We start from the raw sequence: 17,499 nt of genomic DNA on the forward strand, positions 1-17,499 counted from the left end.
GATCGACCCGGTCCGCCCAGATCCCGCTCACCGTCTCCGGCGGGAACCGCAGAAAGAGCACCCGGACCTCACGCCGCCGCAGGACGCTCAGGGACGCGGCCAGGGCGGTGAAGAGCGGGACCGGATCAGTGGGGACCGCCGGCCCCAGACTCCTCGTCAAACGCATGCACAGCCGACGCATCTCCCTGCTTCTGACGCACACAGCACCCCACCCCGTCCGAGCCCCGTTCCCGGCGCGGGCGAATCAGGGCCCGCGCTCTGCGATCACCTTTCATGCGAACGCACTTCGGGTGACTTCCCCTGCGCAACCGTACTTCGTACATGCGTGCACGGTGCACGACGGTCTCCCTATTCGTCATGCACAGGCCACCCTCAGGGCGCCCTCAGGCTCCGGCGGGGTAAGAGCCTGAGGGGGTGCGTATACGGAATGCGAGGTATGTAACGGTAAAGAGGACGCGCGCCGTTCACGGCTGGGCCCTGTGCCTGCGGCACGGGCCGCCCGCCGCTGCCGCTGCCGCTGCCGCTGCCGCTGCCGCTGCCGCTGCCGTCGCCGTCGCCGTCGCCGTCGCGGGTGCGGGTGCGGGTGCGGGTGCGGGTGCGGGACCGGGCCGGACGGGGCACGATGGCCGCATGCTGCTGGCCCGACTCGCCGAAGTGTCCCGGGAGGTGGCCGCCGCCTCCGCGCGCTCGCGGAAGACCGCCCTCCTCGCGGACCTCTTCGCCGCAACCCGCCCGGAGCAGCTCGCCCTCGTCATCTCCTATCTCGCCGGGCGGATCCCCCAGGGCCGGATCGGCGTCGGCTGGAGCGCCCTCAAGGACCCGCCGCCACCCGCCGTCCTCCCCACCCTCACCGTCGACGCCACCGACGCCGCGCTCACCGCGCTCGCCGCCCTGAAGGGCCCCGGATCCCGGACGGACCGCCAACGCCTCGTCCGCGAACTGCTCGCCGCGGCCACCGCTGGGGAACAGCTCTTCCTCACCAGGCTGCTCCTCGGCGACGTACGGCAGGGGGCGCTCGACGCCATCGCCCTGGAGGCCGTCGCCCGCGCGGCCGGCACCCCCGCCGACGCCGTACGCAGGGCGGTCATGCTCGACGGCTCCCTGCCGCGCGTCGCCCGCGCGCTGCTCGCCGAGGGGCCCGCCGCTCTCGAACGGTTCCGGCTGACGGTCGGCATCCCGGTGCTGCCCATGCTCGCGCACACCGCGGCCTCGGTCACCGAAGCCGTGCACGCCCTCGGCGCGGCCTGCGCCGTCGAGGAGAAACTCGACGGCATCCGCGTCCAGGTGCACCGCGACGGCGAGCTGATCCGCGTCTACACCCGCTCGCTCGACGACATCACCGACCGGCTGCCCGAAGTGAGCGAGGCGGCCCGGCGGATGGCGGGGGACCGGTTCATCCTGGACGGCGAGGTCATCGCCCTCGGCCCGGACGGCCGGCCCGTCCCCTTCCAGGAGATCGCCTCCCGGGTCGGCTCCCGCACCGACGTCCCGGCCGCCCGTGCCGCCCTCCCCGTGTCGCCGGTCTTCTTCGACGTCCTCACGGCGGACGGCGAGGACGCCCTCGACCTCCCCGGCGCCGAGCGGCACGCCGTCCTCGCCCGTCTCGTCCCGGAGCCGATGCGGGTGCGCCGTACGGTCGTCGCCGACCCCGCCGACGCGAGCCGGATCGCCGCCGCCGAGGAGTTCATGGCCGCCGCACTCCGCCGCGGCCAGGAAGGAGTCCTGGTCAAAGCGCTCGACGCGCCCTATGCCGCCGGCCGGCGCGGACGCTCCTGGCTCAAGGTCAAACCCGTGCACACCCTCGATCTCGTGGTGCTCGCCGCCGAGTGGGGCCATGGCCGCCGCACCGGGCTGCTCTCCAACCTCCATCTCGGCGCCCGGGCCGAGGACGGCACCTTCGTCATGCTCGGCAAGACGTTCAAAGGGCTCACGGACGACATGCTGCGCTGGCAGACCCGCCGCCTGGGCGAACTCGCCGTCGCGGACGACGGATTCACCGTACGGGTCCGTCCCGAGCTGGTGGCGGAGATCGCCTACGACGGGGTGCAGCGCTCCCCGCGCTATCCCGCCGGGGTCACCCTGCGTTTCGCCCGGGTGCTCCGCCACCGCCCCGACAAACCGGCCGGGGAGGCCGACACCATCGGGCGGGTGCTGGACTCCGCGCCCCCACCCCCGGAGCGGGGAGACGCCACGGACCCCGGGGCGCGCGCCCCTTGAGGCGGCTCCGGCCCGGCGGACGGGGTCGGATCCCGCCCGGGGAGCCCCTCGCGGGACGACCCCGGGGGCCGGCCGCGGGAGCTTCCGCGACTGGTAGGGCCCGGCCCGGCGTCCATACCGGTACGGTCCGACCCGGCTCCCGTCCGTACCCGGTACGGTCCGACCCGGCTCCCGTCCGTACCCGGTAGGGCACGCCCCGGCTCCCGTCCGCCGGTACGGCCCGACCCGGGCCCCGACCCGCTCCCCGTCCGCGCCCCGCAGCGCCGGGGCTCAGGTCGCCGGGGACCCCAACGGGTCCACGGCATCAGCCCGCAGGAAGCCCGCGGGAGCACCGCTCCGGAGACGTGTTGCCGAGACGGCAACAATCTTTGCCGAATCGGCGCGGCCGGGCGAAGGTGGCGCCATGAGCCATCACCATGACACCGACCCGATGGACTGGGACCGGCTGGGCCCGCTGCTGGAGAGCAGCGCCGAGCTGGAGAGCCCCCTCTACCGCGAGGCCGCCGCCTGGCTCGGCACACTGCTGCCGCCCGCAGGAGTGCGCCGGATCCTGGACGTCGGCAGTGGACCGGGCGTGCTGACCACGCTGCTCGCCGATGCCTTTCCGCACGCCGAGACGGTCGCCGTCGACGGCACCCCGCAGCTGCTGGAGCGGGCCAGGGCACGGGCCGAACGCGCCGGGATCGCCGACCGCTTCGAGGCCCGGCACGCCGAGATCCCGGGCGATCTCCACCAGTTGGGCCAGGCCGATCTGATCTGGGCCGGCAGTGTGATCCACCACATCGGCGACCAGCGCGCCGTCCTCGGCGAACTCGCCCGGCTGCTGCGCCCCGGCGGGGTGCTCGCCATCGTGGAGGGCGGGCTGCCGACCCGGCGGCTGCCGCGTGACATCGGGATCGGCAGGCCCGGTCTGGAGGCGCGGCTGGACGCGGCCCACGCCGACTGGTTCGCGCAGATGCGGGCCGGGCTGCCTGGCGCGAAGGGCGAGCCGGAGGACTGGCGGTCCCTGCTCGCGGCGGCGGATCTCCGCCCGAGCGGCTCCCGCTCGTTTCTGCTCGATGTCCCGGCTCCGGCTCCCCGGGCTGTGCGGGAGCATCACCTCACCCACTTCGAGCGGCAGCGCGAGGGGCTGACGGGGCTGCTCGCGGACGACGACGCCGCCGTGCTGGACCGGTTGCTGGACCGGGCGGACCCGGCGGGGCTCGCCCGGCGCGAGGACACCTATCTGCTGACCGCGCGTACGGTGCACACCGCGCGCCGCTGACCGTCTGACCGTCTGACCGCGTCCGGCCCCCGGCCCGTGCCGCCCCGTCTCAGGGGCAGGGCTCCAGCCGCCACTGCTGGCCGGGGGTGTCGGTGTCCTCCCACTGCTGGACCCGCGCACCGCTCTGCCCGCTGCCCTCGGCGACCTCCAGCAGCAGCCCGCTGACGAAGCTCACGACGGCCACGGTGCCCGGCGCGTCGAGATGCCGCTCGATGATCCATTCCTGGGCGCCGAAGTTATTGGGCCGCCACTGCTGGATCCGGGCCCCGTTCTCGGTGGAGGCGCCGGTGACGTCGAGCCGTTTGCCGCTGGCGACGCTGACGAAGTGGTAGAGCCCGCTGCCGCCCGGCACCGGGTCGATCCGCCACTGCTGGGCGGGACCGCCGTTCTCCTCGCCCTGCTGGACGACGGCGCCGCTGCCCTTGGCTCCGCCGTACACCTCCAGGAGCAGTCCGCTGCCGACGTTGCGCACCAGATAGCGGCCAGGTCGAAATGCCCCGCTCAATTCCCGTACTCCTCGCTCAGCGGCAGACCGTCTCTACCGAACAAGTGTACGAGAAAGATCGGCGCGCTCCAGCGGTGGCGCGCTTTCATCGCCGACGCGTCCTCCCCGGCATCGGGCAGGACGCGAGGGAGGGCGGAGCTCAGCGCACATGCACCGTGAACGGCGCCGAGGCCCTGCCGCCGCCGACGATCCGCAGCGTATTGCGGCCCTGGAGCCCCAGATGGACCCGCATCCGGTAGGTCGCCTTCCGGGTGGTGTTCATGGAGGCGGGCAGGGTCACCCAGTGCTTGCCCTGCCGCTGCTGGAGCGCGACCCGGGTGCCGGGCCTGAGATCCCTGGCGCTTCCGTACACCCGGAACTCCTGCCAGGCGCGGACGCCGGTCGCCGTGGCCTTCGCGGTGAGCGGCGCGCGCTCCGGCCGGCCCGGTCCCGGCGCGAAGCCCGAGGTCTTCGCCCGGCCGGAGTGCGGGGCGGGGTCGACCACGGCGATGGCCGCGCCCATCGTTCCGGCGAGCAGGGCGGCGCTGGTGAGGGCGGTGACGGTGGTCCGGGTGCGGCGCTCCATGGGGCTGCCTCCAGCGTGGGGGAGAGGGAGCGCCACGGTAGACATATCGGCTGTAAATATGAGGAGTCGACGCGCAGGGAGGACCCTGGCGTACCACGCCCGGCCTATCCCGAGGGCGTACGACGAGGGCCGGTGCTCCGGCGTGACCCGGAGCACCGGCCCCTCGTCGTACGACGCCTGAGGCGCCCCCCGGACCCGTCCGCCTAGCCGCCGGATCGCGGGCCCCCGGGGATCACTCGAAGGTCGACGGGTCCGGGCCCAGCCGCTTGCCCTCGTCCAGCGCCGCCAGCGCGGCCAGATCGTCGGCGTCCAGCTCGAAGCCGAACACATCGAAGTTCTCCCGGATCCGGGAGGGGGTCACGGACTTGGGGATCACCACATTGCCGAGCTGGAGATGCCAGCGCAGCACCACCTGAGCTGCGGTCCGCTCATGCTTATGAGCGATCGCGACGACCGTGGGAACGTCCAGCAGTCCCATGCCCTGGCCCAGCGGCGACCACGCCTCGGTCGTGATGCCGTGCCGGGCGTGGAGCGCCCGCATCCCGGTCTGCTGGAGCTGCGGATGCAGCTCGATCTGATTCACCGCGGGGACGACGGAGGTCTCGGCCAGCAGCCGCTCCAGATGCTTCGGCAGGAAGTTCGACACGCCGATGGCCCGGGCGCGGCCGTCGGCCAGGATCTTCTCGAACGCCCGGTAGGTGTCCACAAAGGTCTCGCGCGTGATCAGCGGCCAGTGGATCAGATAGAGGTCGACATGGTCGAGACCGAGCTTGCCGAGCGAGGTGTCGAAGGCGCGCAGCGTCGAGTCGTAACCCTGGTCGGTGTTCCACAGTTTAGTGGTGATGAAGAGATCCTCGCGGGGGATCCCGGAGGAGGCGACGGCGCGGCCCGTGCCCCCTTCGTTCCCGTAGACGGCCGCGGTGTCGATGCTGCGGTACCCGGCCTCCAGGGCGGTGGCGACCGCCTTCGTGGCCTCGTCGTCGGGCACCTGCCACACGCCGAAGCCGAGCTGCGGCATCGCGACACCATTATTGAGGGTGATGGAGGGAACCTTGCTCACGAGGGATGGATCCTTACGTCGTCGAATGGTCCTCCCATCGTCAACGATCAATGCCCGATAGGCATTCCCGGCCATGCAACTTGGCGCGATACCGCCCCGGGGACCGCGCGCGGACCATTGACCGGTTCTCGTCAAGACGCAACTCTTATGACACATGAATGAACGCCGGTCGCTCATGTGAACGATTCCCGGTGGCATCCACCCTCTCTGTCACCAGGCGACGCTCCTGAACCGACCCGGCCCACGCGACCCAGGAAGGCAGGCAGCGCCCATGAACACCACCGAGGACGCACCGGAGTCCACCCTCAGCTGGCAGACGCCCGAGTACGAGGTCGTCGAGACCGCGCTCGAAGTCACCGCCTACGCCCTCACCGACTGAGCCCAGCCCCATGCTCCTCCAGGTGCTCGGCACCGCGGCGGGCGGCGGACTGCCCCAGTGGAACTGCGCGTGCCCCAGCTGCACCGGGGCACGCGCCCACCCCCACCGCCGCCGCCGTCACGCCTCGCTCGCCCTGCGCGCCGACGACAGCCACTGGTATCTCGTCAACGCCACCCCCGACATCGGCGACCAGATCGAGGACAGCCGCGCACTGCGACCGGGGCCCGGAACCCGCAGGACCCCACTGGCGGGAGTCATCCTCACCGACGCGGAACTCGACCACACCCTCGGCATCGCCCGGCTGCGCGAGGCCGACGGCTTCGAGGTCCTCGCCACCGCACCCGTACGCGAAGCACTCCTGGAGCGGCTGCGGCTCGGCGAGACGCTCGCCCCCTACACCCGCATCGCCTGGCGCGAGCACGGCCCCGAACCGCGCCCGCTCACCCCGCACGGGAGCGTGACGACGGCCGCCGTGCCCGTATCGGCCAAACGCCCGCGGTACGCCGCCGCACACGGCGAGGACCCCGGCGAAACCGAGGCCACCGACGACCCCGAGGCCACCGACGACACCGACGACTGGGTCACCGCCCTGACCGTGCACGACACCGCCACCGGGCGCCGCCTGCTCTACGCCCCCGCCCTCGCCCGCTGGAGCGACGCCTTCCAGAAGGCCGTCGACGACGCCGACTGCGTCATCCTCGACGGCACCTTCTGGGACGACGGCGAACCCGTCCGCACCCGGATCTCCGGCAGAACCGCCACCGCCATGGGCCATCTGCCCATCGCCGGACCCGAAGGCACCGCGCAGCGCCTCGCCGGCGTCCGCGCCCGCTGCCTCTACACCCACCTCAACAACACCAACCCCCTCGGAGACCCGGACGCCCCGCAGCACGCCCTGCTGCGCGACCTGGGACTCGAAGTCGCCGCCGAACGAATGGTGATCGAGCTGTGAGCACCCTCGCTCCGCCCCCCGCGGGCATCGGTGAGCTGTGGGGCCCGGAGGAGTTCACCGCACGGCTGCGCGCCGTGCCCGCCGAGCGCTACCACGACCGCCACCCCTTCAACGTACGCATGCACCAAGGCGGCCTCACCCCCGCCGAACTGCGCCGATGGATCATCAACCGGTTCCACTACCAACGCCGCATCCCCGTCAAGGACGCGCTGATCCTGGCCAAGTTCGACGACAGCGCACTGCGCCGCAGCTGGCTGCGGCGGATCCAGGACCACGACGGGGCCGCCGAAGGCGAGGGCGGCATCGAGCGCTGGCTCCGCCTCGGCGAAGCCGCGGGCATCGACCGCGGCAGACTCGTCTCGGGGGACGAAGTGCTCCCGGGCGTACGCCTCGCGGTCGACGGATACGTCAACTTCTGCCGGCTCGGCTCCCCGCTCGAAGCGGTCGCCGCCTCGCTCACCGAACTCGCCGCGCCCACCATCATGCGCACCCGCATCGACGCCTTCGAACGCTGCTATCCATGGATCGAGGCCGAGGGGCTGGCCTACTTCCGCACCCGTATCGGGCAGGGCGCCCGCGACAGCCGCGAGGCGCTCGCGCTGGTCCTGGCCTGGGCGGACAGCAGACGGGAACAGGAAGCCGCCGTCGCGGCGCTGCGCTTCAAATGCGATGTGCTCTGGTCGCTGCTCGACGCCGTGGCCGCGGCCGAAAGCCCTGCCGGGGACCCTGCCGGGGCCTCCGCCGGGGTCCCTGCCGGGGCCTTCGCCGAGGCCGACCTCCGGCAGCCGGCCGGGGAGCGCCCGTGAATCCCGCGCCGAAGCCCGCGCCCGCGCCCGTATCCGTACCCGCGCCCGCGCCTGGAACACCCGCACCCCCGCCCGCCCCGTGGACACCGGCCCTGGCGCGCTCCGTCCATCTGAGGCACGACCCGGTGCGCGGCCTCGATCTGCTGCTCCTCCCCGAACGCGTCGTCGTGCTGCGCGGCGCGGCCGGAGCGGTGCTCCGCCTCTGCGACGGCGTACGCGACACGGACGCGATCGTCGCCGAACTCGCCGCCCGGCACCCCGGCACGCCGGTCGCCGACGAGGTGCCCCGATTCCTGGCCCGGATACGCGGCGAGGGGTGGCTGATATGACCAGGCCCGCCCCGCCCTGGGCGCTGCTCGCCGAACTGAGCCACGGCTGTCCGCTGCGCTGCGCCTACTGCTCGAACCCCGTCGAACTGATCAGTCGGTCAGCAGAGTTGACCACCGCCCAGTGGGCCGACGTCTTCCGCCAGGCCGCCGCGCTCGGGGTCGTCCAGACCCATCTCTCCGGCGGCGAGCCCCTGCTCCGCCGCGATCTGACCGAGATCGTCGCCGCCGCCGACGGCGCGGGCGTCCACACCCAGCTCGTCACCAGCGGGGTGGGGCTGAGCGAACCCCGGCTCACCGCCCTCATCGCGGCCGGGCTGCGCAGCGTCCAGCTCTCGGTCCAGCACGCCGACCCCGGCGCGTCCGAGCGCATCGCCGGAGCGCGCTCCTTCGCCGCGAAGGAGCGCGCGGCCCGGCTGATCCGTGAGGCGGGGCTGCCGTTCGGCCTCAACGCGGTCCTCCACCGCGCGAACCTCGACGCGCTCGACGCCGTCATCGAGCTCGCTCTCGACTGGGGCGCGCACCGCGTCGAACTCGCCAACACCCAGTTCTACGGCTGGGCCCTGCGCAACCGGGACGCGCTGCTGCCCGACCGCCGCCAGATCGCCGAAGCCCGCGCCCGGGTGGAGCGCTGGCGGCCCCTGCTCGCCGGGCGGATGGAGCTGGTGTGGGTGGCGCCGGACTATGTCGACGGCACGGCCAAACCCTGTATGGGCGGCTGGGGCGCGCTCTCGCTCACCGTCGCCCCCGACGGCACGGTCCACCCCTGTCCGGCCGCCGCCGCGCTGCCCGGACTCGACGCCCCCAACGTCAAGGACCGCTCACTGGACTGGATCTGGCACGAGTCGAAGGCGTTCAACCTCTATCGCGGCGAGTCCTGGATGCGGGAGCCGTGCCGGAGCTGTGAGCTGCGGACCAAGGACTTCGGCGGCTGCCGCTGCCAGGCGTACGCCCTGACCGGCGACGCGACCCGCACGGACCCCGTCTGCTCCCGCTCCCCGGACCACGCCCTGGTACGCGCCCTGGTGGACCGTGCCCCCGCACCGGTCACCGCCCCCGCGTCCGGCCCTCCGCACACCTCCGGGGCTCCCGTGTCCGGCCCTCCGCACACCCCCGGGCCGGACCGGGTGGAGCTCCCCGATCCGGTGGCCGCGCCCGTATACGTCTATCGCAAGGAAGGGCCATGAGACGACCGGTCGTTCTGCTGCTCGCGGTCACGCTCGCGGGAGGCGCGCTCTCGGCCCAGCCCGCCCACTCCCACTCCCGCCTCCGCTCCGATGCCGCCGCCGTACGGTACGAGGCCGAGTCCGCCCTGATCAGCCAGGGCACGGTGGCGAGCAACCACCCCGGCTTCACCGGCTCCGGGTTCGTCGACTACGACAACACCCCCGGCGGCTTCATCGAGTTCACGGTGACCGCGGCCGGGCCCGGTGACGCCTCCCTCGGTCTGCGCTTCGCCAACGGGACCGCTGCCGACCGCCCGCTCGACATCACGGTCAACGGCGCCGCCGTCGCCGCCGGGCTCCCCTTCGGCCCCACCGGAGGCTGGTCCTCCTGGCAGACCCGGACCCTCACCGCCGCCCTGGAGCAGGGTGCCAACACCGTACGGGTGAGCGCGCCGGGCGCGCTGGGCGGCCCCAATCTCGACTCGCTCACCGTCGGCGGGGGAGCCGTCGCCACCGACTGGTCGGCAGCGCTGGTCGAATCCACCATGGCCCGCTACACCCCCTCCTCCATCGGCGGCTGGTCCTACCCCGTGGGCCTGTATCTCTACGGCCAGTATCTGGTCTACCAGCGCACCGGCGACGCCCGCCATCTCGCTTTCATCAAGAGCTACGCCGACCGGTTCGTCGACTCCGCCGGAAACATCGGCCAGAGCTTCGGAAACCTCGACAGCATGCAGGCGGGACGGCTGCTGAACATCCTCCACAAGGAGACCGGACAGAGCCGCTATCAGCGGGCCGCGAAAAAGATCCGCGACCGGCTCAACACCTATCCCCGCACCTCCGAGGGCGGATTCTGGCATTCGACGTCCGAGTCCCGGCGCAGCCAGCTGTGGGCGGACGGCGTCTATATGGTCAACCCCTTCCTGGTCGAGTACGGAAAGGAATTCGGCGACACGGCCTATGCCGCCGACGAGGCCGCGAAGCAGCTCGCGGTCTACGGTGGCCGGCTCCAGGTCGCGAATGGGCTGCTCAGACACGCCTGGGACGAGTCAGGTGCCGCAAGCTGGGCGGACGCGCGGACCGGGCTCGCCCCCGAGCACTGGTGCCGGGCCATCGGCTGGTACTCCATGGCGATCGTCGACGTCCTCGACGCCATCCCCGCCGACCACGCCCGCCGGGCCCGGCTGCTGACCCTGCTGAGGAATCTCGCCACGGGCATCGAGCGCTATCAGGACCCGGCCACCGGCCGCTGGTTCCAGGTGGTGGACAAGGGCGCGCAGAGCGGCAACTGGACCGAGACCTCCTGTTCCAGCATGTTCACCTTCGCGCTCTCCCGCTCCGTACAGCGCGGATACATCGATTCCCGCTACGCCTCCGTCGCCCAGCGCGGATATCAGGGAGTGCTGGCGAAGATCTCGCTCGACGGCGACAACCGCACCCGGCTCACCGACATCTCCGTGGGGACGAATGTCGGCAGCTACTCCTACTACATCCAGCGTGAGCGCAAGACCAATGATTTCCATGGCCTCGGCGCTTTTCTCATCATGAACGAACAACTCGCAGTGAGGTGAGAATCATGACCGCGTCACGCAGAACAGTCCTGGGAGCGGCGGCCTGTGGCCTGGCCGCCGCCGGGCTGCCCGGACTCACGACACCGGCGAGCGCCGCCTCCTGGCAGCTGCGCTGGTCGCCCTCGGCGAGCACGGACAAGCTCAGGGCCTTCGAGACCCTGGAGGACGACCGGGCCGACTCCCACCCCTCGGCGGCCCCCCATATCCTCACCGAGGGCGACAACTTCCGGTTCACCATGCACACGGTGGACCGGGACACCAGCACCGACCGCCAGCGGCACGAGGTCACCGGCTGCCGCAACGGCTCCTCCTACCTCCAGTGGAAGTCGGGCGAGACCTGGCGGGTCACCTACTCGATGTACATCCCCAGCTCGCTCAAGGCGACCACCACGTTCACCCACATCATGCAGATGAAGCAGCCGGGGACCGGAACCGGACCGATCGTGGTGCAGTCGCTGCGCCGGGTGAGCGGCAAGCAGACCATCGAGCTGAAGATCTTCGAGCCCAACATCCTGGTGGGCCGCACCGATCTGGTCCCGCTCCACGACAGCTGGACCGACGTCGACTTCCAGATGAAGATCGGCAACGGCACATCCGGGTCCGTCCGCTGGATTCTGCAGAACGGCGGCAGGACCGTGATCGACGCGTCCCGGTCGGGCGTGGACACCTTCCTCGCGGACCGGGTGCGCCCCAAGTGGGGCATCTACCGCTCCCTGGGCGACAGTTCGGGCTCCTTGCAGAACTGTCATCTGCTCCTCACCAATATGCGCGCCTACCAGCTCGTCTGAGGAGGACGGCATGAAGAGAGCTCATACGACGGCCGCCACGGCCCTGCTCACCCTGGCGGTCGCGCTGGGCCTCGCCCAGCTCCCGGCCGCCACCGTCTCGGCGGCCCCCGCGGACCGCACCGTCACCCGCACGGCGCCGCTCACCGGCGGCGACCTGGTGACCGTGCCCCCGCCCGTCGCGGCCGAGTTCAACGTCCGCGACTACGGCGCGGTCGGCAACGGCTCCACCAATGACACGGCCGCCATCAACCGGGCCATCACCGCGGCCAACAGCGCGGGCGGCGGAACCGTCCGCTTCACCGCGGGCACCTACGAGTCCAAGAACACGATCCATATGAAGAGCGATGTCACGCTTCAGCTGGACGCGGGCTCCACCATCAGCGGCAACGGCGCGGACACCTACGACCCGCCCGAGACCAACCCCTGGGACGGCTATCAGGACTACGGCCACAGCCACTTCCACAACGCCATGATCTACGGCGACCGGCTCACCAACATCGGCTTCACCGGCTCCGGGGTCATCGACGGCGACGGCGCGCTGATCACCGGCAACCCCAAGTCCGGCGAAGCCGACAAGATCATCTCGCTGACCCGCTGCACCAACCTCACCCTCAGCGGCATCACCCTGCGCGAGGGCGGCCACTTCGCGGCCCTCATCAACGACTGCGACAACGTCGTCTCCGACCGTCTCGTCATGGACACCGCGATGGACCGCGACGGCTGGAACGTCATCAACACCACCGATGTGAGGATCACCAACGCCCATCTGGAGGCCAACGACGACGCCCTCGCCTTCAAGAGCGACTACGCCCTCGGCGCCAAACTCGACAACGGCCGGGTCACCGTCTCCGACTCCTATCTCTCCGCCGGCTGCTGCAACGCCCTGATGTTCGGCTCCGAGACCTGCGGCGACTTCACTGACTACCGTTTCGAGCGGATCACCATCAAGGGCTCCGACAAATCCGGACTCGGCATGGTCTCCATGGACGGCTCCAAGATCTCCGATGTCCACTACAAGGACATCACCATGACCGAGGTCCGCTCGCCGATCATGCAGAAGGTCGGCACCCGCAAGCGGTGCGGCAACAACCCCGGCACCGGCTCCATCAGCAATGTCACCTACACCAACATCAAGGCCACCGGGAAGAGCGCCGCCTACGCGCCGACCATGTGGGGCGAGTCCGGCAGCGGCCGGATCAAGAACATCACCTACCAGAACGTCGACATCACCGTCCCCGGCGGCAACGGCACCATGGCGACCGACCCGCCGAGCAACCAGCCCACCAACTACAACCCCAACTCGATCGGCACCCGCCCCGCCTACGGCTGGTACATCCGCAACGCCGACAACGTCAGCTTCACCGACAGCGAGGTCCGCTTCGCCGCGGGCGACGGCCGGCCCGCCGTCATCGCCAACAACAGCACCGGAATCCGCTTCGACCGCTTCACCGCCCAGCGCGGCGGCAACAGCCCCTCCGATCTGCTCTTCCAGAACGTGACCGGCTACTGCGCCGCGAACAGCGCCAACACCAGTGGCGGCGCCCTGCGCGTCAGCCAGAGCGGCTCCACCCAGGACTGCGGCACCACCCCCGGGCCGGGCCGCCACGAAGCCGAGAACGCCTCCTACACCACCGGCTCCACCATCGACTCCAACCACACCGGCTACAGCGGATCCGGCTTCGTCAACACCCCCAACGCGGTCGGCTCCTACGTCGAGTGGACCGTGACCGCCACCGCCGCGGGCAGCGCCGACCTCGTCATCGGCTACGCCAACGGCACCGCCGCCGACCGCCCCCTCGACATCACCGTCAACGGCGCCACCGTCGCCACCGGGGTCTCCTTCCCCGGCACCGGAGCCTGGACCGCCTGGCGTACGGTCACCGTCCCCGCCGCCCTCCAGGCAGGCGCCAACACCGTACGGGCGACGGCGACCAGCGCCGACGGAGCCCCCAATCTGGACTATCTGGACGGACCGGCATGACACGTCGCCTGCTGGCGCGTCTGCTCGCGGTGAGCGCTCTGCTGCTCGGAGCGCTCACCGTGCCCGGCTCCGCCCACGCCGATACGGAACACCCGCGCCAGGAGTATCTGCGCGGCTCCGTCGCCGGTCTCTTCCTCCACTGGGGCCAGCGCACCGCACCCTCGCACACCAGTTGCAGCGGCTGGGAGAACGATGTCACGGCGGGCGGCTGGAACGCCGACTACTGGGTCCAGGAGGCCCAGAAGCTGCACGCCCAGTATCTGGTGCTCGCCACCTTCCACAGCAGGCTCGGCTACGCCCGCCCCTGGCCGTCCAAGATCCCCGGCAGCTGCGCCGTCAAGCGGGACTTCCTCGGCGAGGTGATCGAGGCGGCCCGGGCCAAGGGCCTGAAGACGATCCTCTATATGACCGACGACCCGCAGTGGCACGCGGAGGGCGGCAACGAGTGGCTGAACTCGGCCGCGTACTCCGCCTACAAGGGCCGCACCGTCGATCTGCACACCCGCGACGGCTTCGGCGAGTACTCCTACGACCTGTTCTTCGAGGTCATGGAGCGCTATCCGGAGCTGGGCGGCTTCTGGATCGACAACGACAACGCGTACTGGGAGCGCAACAACCTCTACGCCAAGATCTACCAGCGCCGTCCGCATTACACGATCAGCAACAACAACGAAGACACGCCGATCATGGACATGATCAGCAATGAGCAGAAGACCGGGATGTCGCCGTCGTACGACTACCCCCAGGCCGTCTACACCGCGGCCCCCCGGCTGATCGAGGCCGACTTCAAACTCCCGAGCACCGGAGCCTGGTGGTACGACGGATCCAACCCCGCCGTCGACCGCAGACTCACCCTCGGCCGGCTGATCACCAACGCCGGATCCTCCGTCAAAGCCCTGATGGCCGAGACCGCCCAGGTCAACGGCGCATTCCCCAGCAACCAGGCAGCCTTCAACACCTTCGCCGACGGCTATCTCGACCAGATCTGGGAATCACTCGCGGGCACCGAGGGCGGCGGCTACCTCCACGGCGGACTCACCCCCGGCTTCTGGAACGACGGCGCACACGGAGTCACCACCGTCAGCAGAACCGACCCGGACAAGCACTACATCCATGTCCTCACCCCGCCCTCCACCACCACCCTCCGGCTGCGCGACAACGGCTACCGCGTCACCGCCGTCACCGAACTGCGCACCGGCGCGGCCGTCCCCTACACCCAGAGCGGCGGCAGCCTCACCCTCACCGGACTCGGCGACTGGGACCCGTACGACACCGTCTTCAAGGTCACCACCGCCGGACGCGAGGGAATCGTCCCGCCCGCCGCGTACACCATGAGCGCGAGCGCGTCGGCGAGCGGACGCCCCGCCCAGGCCGCCGCCGACGGCGACCACCGCACCTACTGGGACAGCGACAAGACCACCCCCGTCTCCCTCCGCTTCGACCTCGGCTCCGCCCGGCACGTCCAGTACCTCGGCGTCAACCAGCGCGAGGACTCGGTGAGCTACGCCCGCTCCGGGACCGAGCAGTCCGCCCGGATCAAGGACTACCGGGTGTACGCCAGCGCCGACGGCGCCAACTGGGGCAGCCCCGTCAAGACCGGAACCCTGCCCAGCCGCCGGGGCGTCGCCACCATCGACGTCCCCGCCGTCACCGCCCGCCACATCCGCCTCGAAGTCGTCACCACCCACGCCGCCTCCAGCGACTCCACCCGCCATAAACGGCTCCGCATCGACGAGGCATGGATCGGCACCGACTACGCCGGCGGCGCGACCACCCCCACCCCGAACCGCCATGAGGCCGAGAACGCCTCCTACACCGCTGGTTCGACGGTGGACTCCAATCATGGTGGGTTCAGCGGGTCCGGTTTTGTGAACACGCCCAATGCGGTGGGCTCGTCGGTGGAGTGGACGGTGGAGTCGGCTTCGGCCCGGAGCGCTCCGGTCACCGTGCGGTACGCCAACGGGACGGCTCAGGGACGTCCGATGGATGTCTCCGTGAACGGGACGGTCGTCGCGGCGGGCCGGGCCTTCGACTCCACCGGGACCTGGACCAACTGGACGGACGCCACCCTCACCGTCCCGCTCCAGGCGGGAGCCAACACCATCCGGGTATCCGCGACCACCGCGAACGGCGCACCCAACCTCGACTATCTCGACCGGGGATAGCGTCGCCGGGCGGCGCTGACCGGGCCGGACCCGGGGCGGATCCCGTGACCCGCCCCGGGGCCGTGCGCCGGGCGACTACGGCATGCCCGGAAGCCGCTCCACGGTGAGCTGCACCTCGAAGGGGACCGCCGCCGGGGACGGCGACCCCCCGCCCCCGGCCGCCGGGGTGAGCCCGAAGGTCACCTCCATGCCGGAGATCTGCCAGCCGTCCCGCTCCGGAGTGCGGTCCAGCGAACGCCGAGCGGTCTCGGACGCCTGAAGGATCGCCGCCTCCACCCCGGTCCCGCACTCCCCGAGAGGGCATGTCGCCCGCGCACTGGTGGCGATCCGGCGGCTGCCTGCGGCATCGAGCACTTCGGTCTCGACCCTGACCTCGGTCATAGTGCGGGTTCCCCCAAGCAGGAATCAGTGGCGCGGATTGCCCGACAGCCTAGCCACGGGGCACGCCCCGCGAGACGCCTTCACCGGACAATTCCCGGGGCGCACGCGGGGCCGGGGACGCCCGTCAGACGGTGGGGCGGCGGTAGAGCGCGTCCACCTCGTCCGCGTACGCCGTCTCGATCGCCCGGCGCTTCAGTTCCAGCGACGGAGTGACCAGCCCGTGCTCCTCGCTGAAGGGATGCGCCAGAATCCGGAACGTACGGATCGACTCCGCCTGCGACACCCGGGTGTTCGCGGCGATCACCGCCCGCCGGATCTCCACCTCCAGACCCGGGTCCCGCACCAGCTCCACCGGAGGCAGCGGCGGACGGTTCTGCATACGGAGCCAGTGCTCCACCGCCTCCTGGTCGATGGTCACCAGCGCCGCCATGTACGGGCGGTCGTTGCCGACCACGATGCACTGCGCGACCAGCGGATGGGCGCGGACCCGCTCCTCAAGGCCGAGCGGCGAGACGCTGGTGCCGCCCGAGGTCACCAGCGTCTCCTTCTTACGGCCCGTGATCGTCAGATAGCCGTCGTCGTCCAGCGAGCCGAGATCGCCCGTCGCCAGCCAGCCGTCGCGCAGCACCGCGCCGGTGGCCCCCGGATCGCCGAGATACCCGGCGAAGACATGCGCGCCGTGCAGCCACACCTCGCCGTCCTCGGCGATATGGACCGTGGTCCCGGGAATCGGCAGGCCGACCGTGCCGAAGCGGGGGCGCTCCGGGGGATTCGCGGTCGCGGCGGCCGTCGACTCGGTCAGCCCGTACCCCTCGAAGACACGGACCCCCGCGCCCTCGAAGAACAGCCCCAGCCGCCGGTCCAGGCCCGAGCCGCCGGACATCGCGTAACGTACCCGGCCGCCCATGGCCTCGCGCAGCTTGCCGTACACCGCCCGGTCGAAGAACCGGTGCCGGGCCCGCAGCCCCGTGGAGGGCCCGGGGCCCAGACCGAACGCCCGGTGCTCCCGCGCCTCCGCGTAGCTCACCGCCACCTCCACGGCCTTGTCGAACACGCCGCCCCTGCCCTCGGCCTCGGCCCGCCGCCGGGCCGTGTCGAAGAGCTTCTCGAAGACATAGGGGACGGCGAGGAAGAACGTCGGCCGGAACGCGGCCAGATCCGGCAGCAGCACATCCGTCCGCAGCAGCGGCTGATGCCCGAACCGGACCCCGCTGCGGACCGCCGCGACCTCCACCATCCGGCCGAAGACATGCGCCAGCGGCAGAAAGAGCAGGGTGGCCGGATCCTCGCCGGGCCGGGAGCGGAAGAGGGACTCCCAGCGGCCGGTGAGGGTGTCGGTCTCGAACATCAGATTGGCGTGGGTGATCACACAG

At 71.3% G+C, this 17,499-nt stretch carries 16 protein-coding genes; 11 read left to right on the top strand and 5 right to left on the bottom strand.

Translation table 11 applies throughout. From position 1 onward, the window contains the following. Positions 1–630: 630 nt before the first annotated feature. A complete protein-coding gene (locus tag FF041_RS04230; protein ID WP_153521075.1) occupies positions 631–2,217 on the top strand; it encodes an ATP-dependent DNA ligase in 1,587 nt (528 codons plus the stop codon). Between the two features lie 403 nt (positions 2,218–2,620). Next, positions 2,621–3,481: a class I SAM-dependent methyltransferase gene (locus tag FF041_RS04235; RefSeq protein WP_153521076.1), complete on the top strand. Its 861-nt coding sequence runs from the start codon at positions 2,621–2,623 to the stop codon at positions 3,479–3,481. Between the two features lie 49 nt (positions 3,482–3,530). Here FF041_RS04235 and FF041_RS04240 read toward each other — a convergent pair whose 3' ends face one another. The 3 genes from FF041_RS04240 to FF041_RS04250 all read right to left on the bottom strand — a co-directional run bounded on the left by FF041_RS04240 (position 3,531) and on the right by FF041_RS04250 (position 5,611). Then, entirely contained in the window at positions 3,531–3,986 is a 456-nt protein-coding gene (locus FF041_RS04240) for an RICIN domain-containing protein (RefSeq protein WP_153482967.1), read from the bottom strand. A gap of 139 nt (positions 3,987–4,125) precedes the next feature. Beyond that, the gene (locus FF041_RS04245; RefSeq protein ID WP_153482969.1) at positions 4,126–4,551 is read right to left on the bottom strand and encodes a hypothetical protein; all 426 of its coding nucleotides are present in this window, start codon (positions 4,549–4,551) and stop codon (positions 4,126–4,128) included. Between the two features lie 232 nt (positions 4,552–4,783). Next, positions 4,784–5,611: an aldo/keto reductase gene (locus FF041_RS04250; RefSeq protein WP_323391177.1), complete on the bottom strand. Its 828-nt coding sequence runs from the start codon at positions 5,609–5,611 to the stop codon at positions 4,784–4,786. A gap of 271 nt (positions 5,612–5,882) precedes the next feature. Here FF041_RS04250 and pqqA point away from each other — a divergent pair, with 271 nt between their 5' ends. Genes pqqA through FF041_RS04295 form a run of 9 tightly spaced genes read left to right on the top strand, consistent with a single transcriptional unit; the run spans position 5,883 to position 15,745 of the window. Next, positions 5,883–5,990 carry a pyrroloquinoline quinone precursor peptide PqqA gene (gene pqqA, locus FF041_RS04255; RefSeq protein WP_153482972.1) on the top strand — a complete coding sequence of 36 codons (108 nt, stop codon included), beginning with the start codon at positions 5,883–5,885 and terminating at the stop codon, positions 5,988–5,990. A gap of 10 nt (positions 5,991–6,000) precedes the next feature. Then, positions 6,001–6,942, top strand: coding sequence for a pyrroloquinoline quinone biosynthesis protein PqqB (gene pqqB, locus FF041_RS04260; RefSeq protein WP_153521078.1), 942 nt, complete (start codon positions 6,001–6,003; stop codon positions 6,940–6,942). Continuing rightward, complete coding sequence (pqqC, locus tag FF041_RS04265; RefSeq protein ID WP_323391179.1) at positions 6,939–7,748, top strand: pyrroloquinoline-quinone synthase PqqC; 810 nt, start codon at positions 6,939–6,941, stop codon at positions 7,746–7,748. The genes pqqB and pqqC overlap by 4 nt, the downstream gene beginning before the upstream one ends. Beyond that, positions 7,745–8,077: a pyrroloquinoline quinone biosynthesis peptide chaperone PqqD gene (gene pqqD / locus FF041_RS37710; protein ID WP_323391181.1), complete on the top strand. Its 333-nt coding sequence runs from the start codon at positions 7,745–7,747 to the stop codon at positions 8,075–8,077. Before pqqC ends, pqqD begins: the two co-directional genes overlap by 4 nt. Continuing rightward, positions 8,074–9,261, top strand: coding sequence for a pyrroloquinoline quinone biosynthesis protein PqqE (gene pqqE, locus FF041_RS04275; protein ID WP_153521080.1), 1,188 nt, complete (start codon positions 8,074–8,076; stop codon positions 9,259–9,261). Before pqqD ends, pqqE begins: the two co-directional genes overlap by 4 nt. Continuing rightward, positions 9,258–10,811: a glycoside hydrolase family 88 protein gene (locus tag FF041_RS04280; protein WP_153521081.1), complete on the top strand. Its 1,554-nt coding sequence runs from the start codon at positions 9,258–9,260 to the stop codon at positions 10,809–10,811. Before pqqE ends, FF041_RS04280 begins: the two co-directional genes overlap by 4 nt. Positions 10,812–10,816: 5 nt before the next feature. Further along, a complete protein-coding gene (locus FF041_RS04285; protein ID WP_153521082.1) occupies positions 10,817–11,599 on the top strand; it encodes a Tat pathway signal sequence domain protein in 783 nt (260 codons plus the stop codon). Positions 11,600–11,609: 10 nt separating this feature from the next. Beyond that, complete coding sequence (locus tag FF041_RS04290) at positions 11,610–13,580, top strand: glycosyl hydrolase family 28 protein (protein WP_153521083.1); 1,971 nt, start codon at positions 11,610–11,612, stop codon at positions 13,578–13,580. Next, positions 13,577–15,745, top strand: a complete 2,169-nt coding sequence (locus tag FF041_RS04295) for a discoidin domain-containing protein (RefSeq protein ID WP_153521084.1) — start codon at positions 13,577–13,579, stop codon at positions 15,743–15,745. Before FF041_RS04290 ends, FF041_RS04295 begins: the two co-directional genes overlap by 4 nt. Positions 15,746–15,820: 75 nt before the next feature. Here FF041_RS04295 and FF041_RS04300 read toward each other — a convergent pair whose 3' ends face one another. Both FF041_RS04300 and FF041_RS04305 read right to left on the bottom strand, forming a co-directional pair. Next, positions 15,821–16,126 (bottom strand): hypothetical protein, encoded by a 306-nt coding sequence (locus FF041_RS04300; RefSeq protein ID WP_153521085.1) that lies wholly within the window; start codon positions 16,124–16,126, stop codon positions 15,821–15,823. 124 nt (positions 16,127–16,250) lie between these two features. After that, positions 16,251–17,499, bottom strand: a 1,249-nt coding sequence (locus FF041_RS04305; RefSeq protein WP_153521094.1) for an AMP-dependent synthetase/ligase, incomplete at its 5' end; no start/stop codon positions are given.

The organism is Streptomyces jumonjinensis (genome assembly GCF_009600885.1).
Taxonomy (GTDB): Bacteria; Actinomycetota; Actinomycetes; order Streptomycetales; family Streptomycetaceae; genus Streptomyces; species Streptomyces jumonjinensis.

Bases quoted from the DNA above. Each gene is read 5' to 3' on its own strand.
- FF041_RS04230 (WP_153521075.1), top strand. From the start codon at position 631: ATGCTGCTGGCCCGACTCGCCGAAGTGTCCCGGGAGGTGGCCGCCGCC.
- pqqA (WP_153482972.1), top strand. From the start codon at position 5,883: ATGAACACCACCGAGGACGCACCGGAGTCCACCCTCAGCTGGCAGACG.
- pqqE (WP_153521080.1), top strand. From the start codon at position 8,074: ATGACCAGGCCCGCCCCGCCCTGGGCGCTGCTCGCCGAACTGAGCCAC.
- FF041_RS04280 (WP_153521081.1), top strand. From the start codon at position 9,258: ATGAGACGACCGGTCGTTCTGCTGCTCGCGGTCACGCTCGCGGGAGGC.
- FF041_RS04290 (WP_153521083.1), top strand. From the start codon at position 11,610: ATGAAGAGAGCTCATACGACGGCCGCCACGGCCCTGCTCACCCTGGCG.
- FF041_RS04285 (WP_153521082.1), top strand. From the start codon at position 10,817: ATGACCGCGTCACGCAGAACAGTCCTGGGAGCGGCGGCCTGTGGCCTG.
- FF041_RS04245 (WP_153482969.1), bottom strand. From the start codon at position 4,551: ATGGAGCGCCGCACCCGGACCACCGTCACCGCCCTCACCAGCGCCGCC.
- FF041_RS04235 (WP_153521076.1), top strand. From the start codon at position 2,621: ATGAGCCATCACCATGACACCGACCCGATGGACTGGGACCGGCTGGGC.
- pqqB (WP_153521078.1), top strand. From the start codon at position 6,001: ATGCTCCTCCAGGTGCTCGGCACCGCGGCGGGCGGCGGACTGCCCCAG.
- FF041_RS04295 (WP_153521084.1), top strand. From the start codon at position 13,577: ATGACACGTCGCCTGCTGGCGCGTCTGCTCGCGGTGAGCGCTCTGCTG.
- FF041_RS04300 (WP_153521085.1), bottom strand. From the start codon at position 16,126: ATGACCGAGGTCAGGGTCGAGACCGAAGTGCTCGATGCCGCAGGCAGC.